Below are 5,143 nucleotides of genomic sequence, written 5' to 3' on the forward strand. Positions count from 1 at the left end.
CCTGAGCGTATCCATGTATCGAATTCATTCAGCGAAGGCAGGATCCTGCGGACCTCTGAGATGAAAGCTCCCGTATCAAAATCCGTATCCAGGGACCTCTTATAGATCACATCAGAACTGCCCTTGCAAAGCATAGACAACACCGCCCATCCACTGTGATGGCATTAGTATAATTCAATAAAGAGATTTAGGGTATGTGCCGCCGAAAAAAGGATATCGCGGAAAACCGCGGTAAGGGAAGATCCCCCGCCTCATCTCCTCGCTTCCTTCAGAAAATCTCCCAGTTCCCGGGGCAGCGGGACGCGGAATTCCATTTTGGCTGCGGTCCTGGGGTGGACAAAGGCAAGCCTCCATGAGTGAAGGAATATACGTTCTTCGCCAAACGGGGATTTTTGGGACGGAGCATACAGCCTGTCCCCTACGAGCGGGCAGTTTATCGCCCGCATGTGGACGCGTATCTGGTGCGTCCTGCCTGTATGCAGGCGGCATCTGACGAATGAATAACCGTTTTTGCTCCATATCACGCTGTAATCCGTCCATGCGTCCCTGCCGTCGTCGACAACGGCCATCCTCAGCCTGTTGTACGGGTCCCTGCCTACGGGATAGCGTATCACGCCCTCCTTTGAAGGCGGCGTGCCATAACATAGGGCAAGATACTCCTTCTCTACCCTGCGCGACTTGAAATCCCTGAACAGGCCCTCCTGGGCGAGCCCGTTGCGCGCGACCACCATAAGGCCGGAAGTCGTGGCGTCCAGCCTGTGCACTATGCCGGGGCGCCGCACGCCGTTGAGGTTCCCCATGTCGGGAAACCTGTACAGAAGCCCGTGGACCAGCGTGCCGCTCCAGTGCCCGGGCGCGGGGTGCACGACAAGGCCTGCCGGCTTGTTTACCACGATTATATCATCGTCATGCCATATAACATCGAAAGGCACATCCTCGGGCTCAAGGTCCAGAACTTCCGGCGGCGGCACCGTGACGTTCATCACATCACCTTCCGCGGCCTTTATCGATGGCTTTATGCGCCTTTCGGGGACCAGTGAGACGCGTCCCTCTTTGATCAGTTTCTGAGAAAATCCCCTGCTTATGCCCATTGCCCGCGACAGCACGAAATCGATCCTGTGGCCCGCCATATCGCCGGCAACGGTAAAGGACTGCTGCACGGCAACATCGCCGGCAGCCCCTTCGTCGCCATAGAAAAACAGGGAAGAGGTCTCCCTCTCCCCCGCTTCTGACATATTATTTTCCACGTTACCTTCCGAGCACATCTCTGCAGCGGTCACAAAGCCCGTTCGCCGCTACTTCGGGGCGTCTCTTCCAACAGCGCGGGCATTTCTCGTCCGCAGACCTGCTTATGCCTATCGTGAGCCCTGTCGTCTCGTCCTCGTGCACGACCTCCGCGCCGCGCACCTCATCGACGACCTCGCAGGACGAAACGATGAGCACCGTCTCCCATGTCTCGTCGCTTATCTTTCCGGCAAGCCCTTTATAGTAATCGCTGAGCTTTATCTGCACGTGAGCGTCCAGCGGGTGCCCGATGATGCCCCTGCCCCTTGCGGCTTCGAGACCGCGCAGCACTCCCTGCCTTGCATTCATCACCTTATCCCAGAGATCCTCGACAGACGGATCGAGCCCCTGGCTGAGATCCTCCGGCCAGTCCGTGAGCAGTACGCTCTCGGGCAGCGTCGGGTCCATACCGCGCATCTGCTGCCATATCTCCTCCGATGTGAACGAGAGCACGGGCGCCATCATCCTTGTTATGGTATTGAGGACCTCCCACATCACGGTGCGTATAGAGCGGCGGCTATGGTCGTGTTCACCGTCGGCATAGAGTTTGTCCTTGCTGACATCTATATAGAAAGAGCTGAGCTCGTTGTCGCAGAACTGGTGGATGAGGGTCATCGGCTGATGGAACTCGTATTCGTCAAAACCTGTCGTAGCCCTTGAACGCAGCTTTTCAAGCTTGATCAGTATGTACTGGTCTATCTGCGTGAGCTCCGAATGCGGGAGCGGATCCTTAGCCGGATCGAACCCTTTGAGGTTCGCCAGCAGAAAGCGGGCTGTGTTTCTGATGCGCCGGTACGACTCGATAAGATTGTCGAATATCTCCTGCGAGATACGGACGTCGCCGCGGTAGTCGGAGGAAGCGACCCAGAGGCGCAGGATGTCAGCGCCGTTTTTATCTATTATTTTATCCGGCGTCATAGAATTGCCGAGAGACTTGGACATCTTTCTGCCGTCCCCGGCCATGATGAATCCGTGGGTCAGGACCATCCTGTAGGGTGCGGTCCCGCGGGTCGCAACGCTGTTGAGCAGCGATGTCTGGAACCATCCGCGGTGCTGGTCGCTGCCCTCAAGGTACATATCCGCAGGCCAGCTCAGATCCTCCCAGTTTTCAAGGACAGCCGCATGGCTTGACCCGGAATCGAACCAGACGTCCATTATATCTGAATCCTTGCGCAGGCGCCTGCCGCCGCACTTCGGGCAGACCGCCAGATCTCCTGTAAGCTCTTCGGGAGTCATGCTCCACCAGCAGTTGCTGCCGTTTTCCCTGATCATGTCGGCGACCCTGCGGACCCTGTCGCCTGTCAGTATGACCTCTCCGCAGTCCTCGCAGTAAAACGCGGGGATTGGGACGCCCCACGTCCTCTGCCGGCTGATGCACCAGTCAGAGCGGTCCCTGACCATATTTGTTATGCGTTCCTTGCCCCATTCAGGGATCCAGATGACCTCGTCGATGCACTTGAGCGCCTTGTCCCTGAAATCCGCTACAGAGACGAACCACTGCTCCGTAGCGCGGAAGATCACCGGCTTCTTGCAGCGCCAGCAGTGCGGGTATGAGTGGGTTATCTTATGGCTGCCAAGGAGCCTCTTTGATCCGCCCAGCAGCTCGAAGACCTTCTTTTCACCTGCGGCAAGCGGCATGCCTCCGAATATCGGCGTATCCATATAGTAATGGCCCGTCTCGTCGACGGGATTGTATATATCCAGGCCGTAGCGAACTCCCGTCTCATAGTCCTCGGTCCCGTGCCCCGGCGCGGTGTGGACACAGCCGGTCCCGGATTCAAGGGTCACGTATTCCGCCAGTACAATTGGGATCTCCCTGTCGTAGAAAGGATGCATGGCTTTGCTGTTCTCAAGCTGAGCGCCCTTGCAGGATATCACAGGCTCGCCCAGGACGAGCCCCGTGGCTTTTTCCACTTCGTCCCTGAGCCCCTGCGCGATGAGATAGTATTTATCTCCCGCGCGGTAGAACCCGTAGTCGAAACGCGGGTGTACAGCCACAGCCATCGAAGCGGGCAGAGTCCACGGGGTAGTGGTCCAAATGATAACGTCCACGTCCCTGCCGGCAAGCTCCGGAAATACCTTGCCCGCATCCGTATAACTGTAGGCGACGAAAATCGAAGGCGATGTCTCGTCGGAATATTCTATCTCCGCCGCGGCAAGTGCCGTCTGGCAGTCCGTGCACCAGTAGATGGCCTTGCGCCCCTTGTATACGAAGCCCTTGTCGACCATGTCGGCGAAACCCTCTGTCTGGGTGGCCTCGTATGCGGGAACGAGGGTCATATAAGGATGCTCCCAGTCCCCTATAACGCCGAGGCGCTTGAACTGTTCCGTCTGGATCTTCGCAAAGCTCTTTGCATAGGCGGAGCACTTTTCGCGAAGCTCCACAGGACTTATATTATCCCTGTCAAGCCCCTGCTCCTTGAGGACCTTCAGCTCTATGGGGAGGCCGTGCGTGTCGTAGCCGGGCACATAGGGGGCAAAATAGCCGCGCTGCCACTTATACTTGACGACAAAATCCTTGAGTATCTTGTTCGTCGCGGTCCCGATATGTATGCTGGCGTTTGCGTAGGGAGGCCCGTCGTGGAGAATGAACGAGGGCTTGCCCCTGTTTTTCTTCCTGAGCTCCCCATATAGATCCATGTCATGCCAGAATTTCAGAAATTCCGGTTCTCGCTGCGAAAGATTCGCCCGCATAGGAAAAGAGGTCTGCGGAAGAAAGAGTGTATCCTTGTAATCGTTCGCCATCAATATACCTCCTAATAACTTAAATGGACATCCCAAGTGATGAGGATCCCATAATAATACACAATCTCGCTATTATAAATGCCAGTGTGCGGGAGGGCAAGAGGCGCAGGCGGCCTGGCGCAGATTAGCCCAGATCTCTTGATTTATTTGATTGACATGGGCATCATATGTTGTTATTATAGCTTCAGTTTATTAGGATATAATGTACATTGGTTTTTTATCGGATCCCGCTAAGGCGGAAAGAGGATACACAAGGGTACACACAAAAAAGGAGGAGTTTAGACAATGAAAAAATTTGCTTTGTTGTTATGCATAGCGGTATTGCTGTCTTTTGCAGGATTTGCTTTCGCCCAGGACGAGCCTGGCGGACATGGCGGACACGTAGACCCCCATGCTCGCGTCTATCTGGAAGCTGCAATTGATTATAATCCATCCTCATCAGACGTCGTTGTTCCGTCAGGGCAGGCGACGCTTGTAGGCGTAGCTCCCGTCGGAAACGCTTCTGATGACTTTACAGCCGATATTATCAACCTTCCAGGGGATACAATAAACAGGGTCTACGTGCAGACGACGCTGAGCATCAATATTGAAAATTATGGTACCACATCTGCAGACCATGTGGATATTACGCTGAAAAACTACCCGACGTACGGCGCAAAATCGCATCTTTATGCTTTTATTAAGGCCAAAAGTGGCACACAGAAATATAGACCCAACGAATACCATGCTTTTGAGGCAAACCTGACCAGCCCTGATCTGGTTTCCTCTGATTTGACCTTCACCGTCGACGCGCCTGCGGATTTCTTCACCTCCAACGACGTTATTATCGCCGAGACCAGAACATCATCGGGCGGCGGCGACAGCGGATGCAACGCCGGATTCGCGGGGCTCCTGCTCTTCGCGGCTGTTCCGCTTATTTACTTCCGCAAGAAAAAGTAACGCAGCACACATAAATAAAGCCGATGTCAAAAGAGCCCCTTCGCACGGAGGGGCTTTTTGATGCAGTGACAAAAATCGCATACTGCTGTTTCATGAGCATGATTGAGTTATAATACTTGATCATGCCTTATAAGCCCGGAGGACAAAGGTGAAAAAACACAAGGTTCTGTTTTCC

Annotated in this window: 3 protein-coding genes; 1 reads left to right on the forward strand and 2 read right to left on the reverse strand. The window is 54.7% G+C overall.

The features are described 5' to 3' along the window. Positions 1–251 precede the first annotated feature (251 nt). Positions 252–1,235 carry an RluA family pseudouridine synthase gene (locus LLF78_08060; GenBank protein ID MCE5202448.1) on the reverse strand — a complete coding sequence of 328 codons (984 nt, stop codon included), beginning with the start codon at positions 1,233–1,235 and terminating at the stop codon, positions 252–254. A 13-nt stretch (positions 1,236–1,248) separates the two neighbouring features. Then, positions 1,249–4,029, reverse strand: coding sequence for an isoleucine--tRNA ligase (ileS, locus tag LLF78_08065; protein ID MCE5202449.1), 2,781 nt, complete (start codon positions 4,027–4,029; stop codon positions 1,249–1,251). A 285-nt stretch (positions 4,030–4,314) separates the two neighbouring features. Between ileS and LLF78_08070 the strand changes: the two genes are divergently transcribed. Then, entirely contained in the window at positions 4,315–4,968 is a 654-nt protein-coding gene (locus tag LLF78_08070; protein MCE5202450.1) for an SYNERG-CTERM sorting domain-containing protein, read from the forward strand. Positions 4,969–5,143 lie beyond the last annotated feature (175 nt).

The organism is Synergistaceae bacterium (genome assembly GCA_021372895.1).
Lineage (GTDB): Bacteria > Synergistota > Synergistia > Synergistales > Synergistaceae > JAJFTP01.

Bases quoted from the DNA above. Each gene is read 5' to 3' on its own strand.
- ileS (MCE5202449.1), bottom strand. From the start codon at position 4,029: ATGGCGAACGATTACAAGGATACACTCTTTCTTCCGCAGACCTCTTTT.
- LLF78_08070 (MCE5202450.1), top strand. From the start codon at position 4,315: ATGAAAAAATTTGCTTTGTTGTTATGCATAGCGGTATTGCTGTCTTTT.
- LLF78_08060 (MCE5202448.1), bottom strand. From the start codon at position 1,235: ATGTCAGAAGCGGGGGAGAGGGAGACCTCTTCCCTGTTTTTCTATGGC.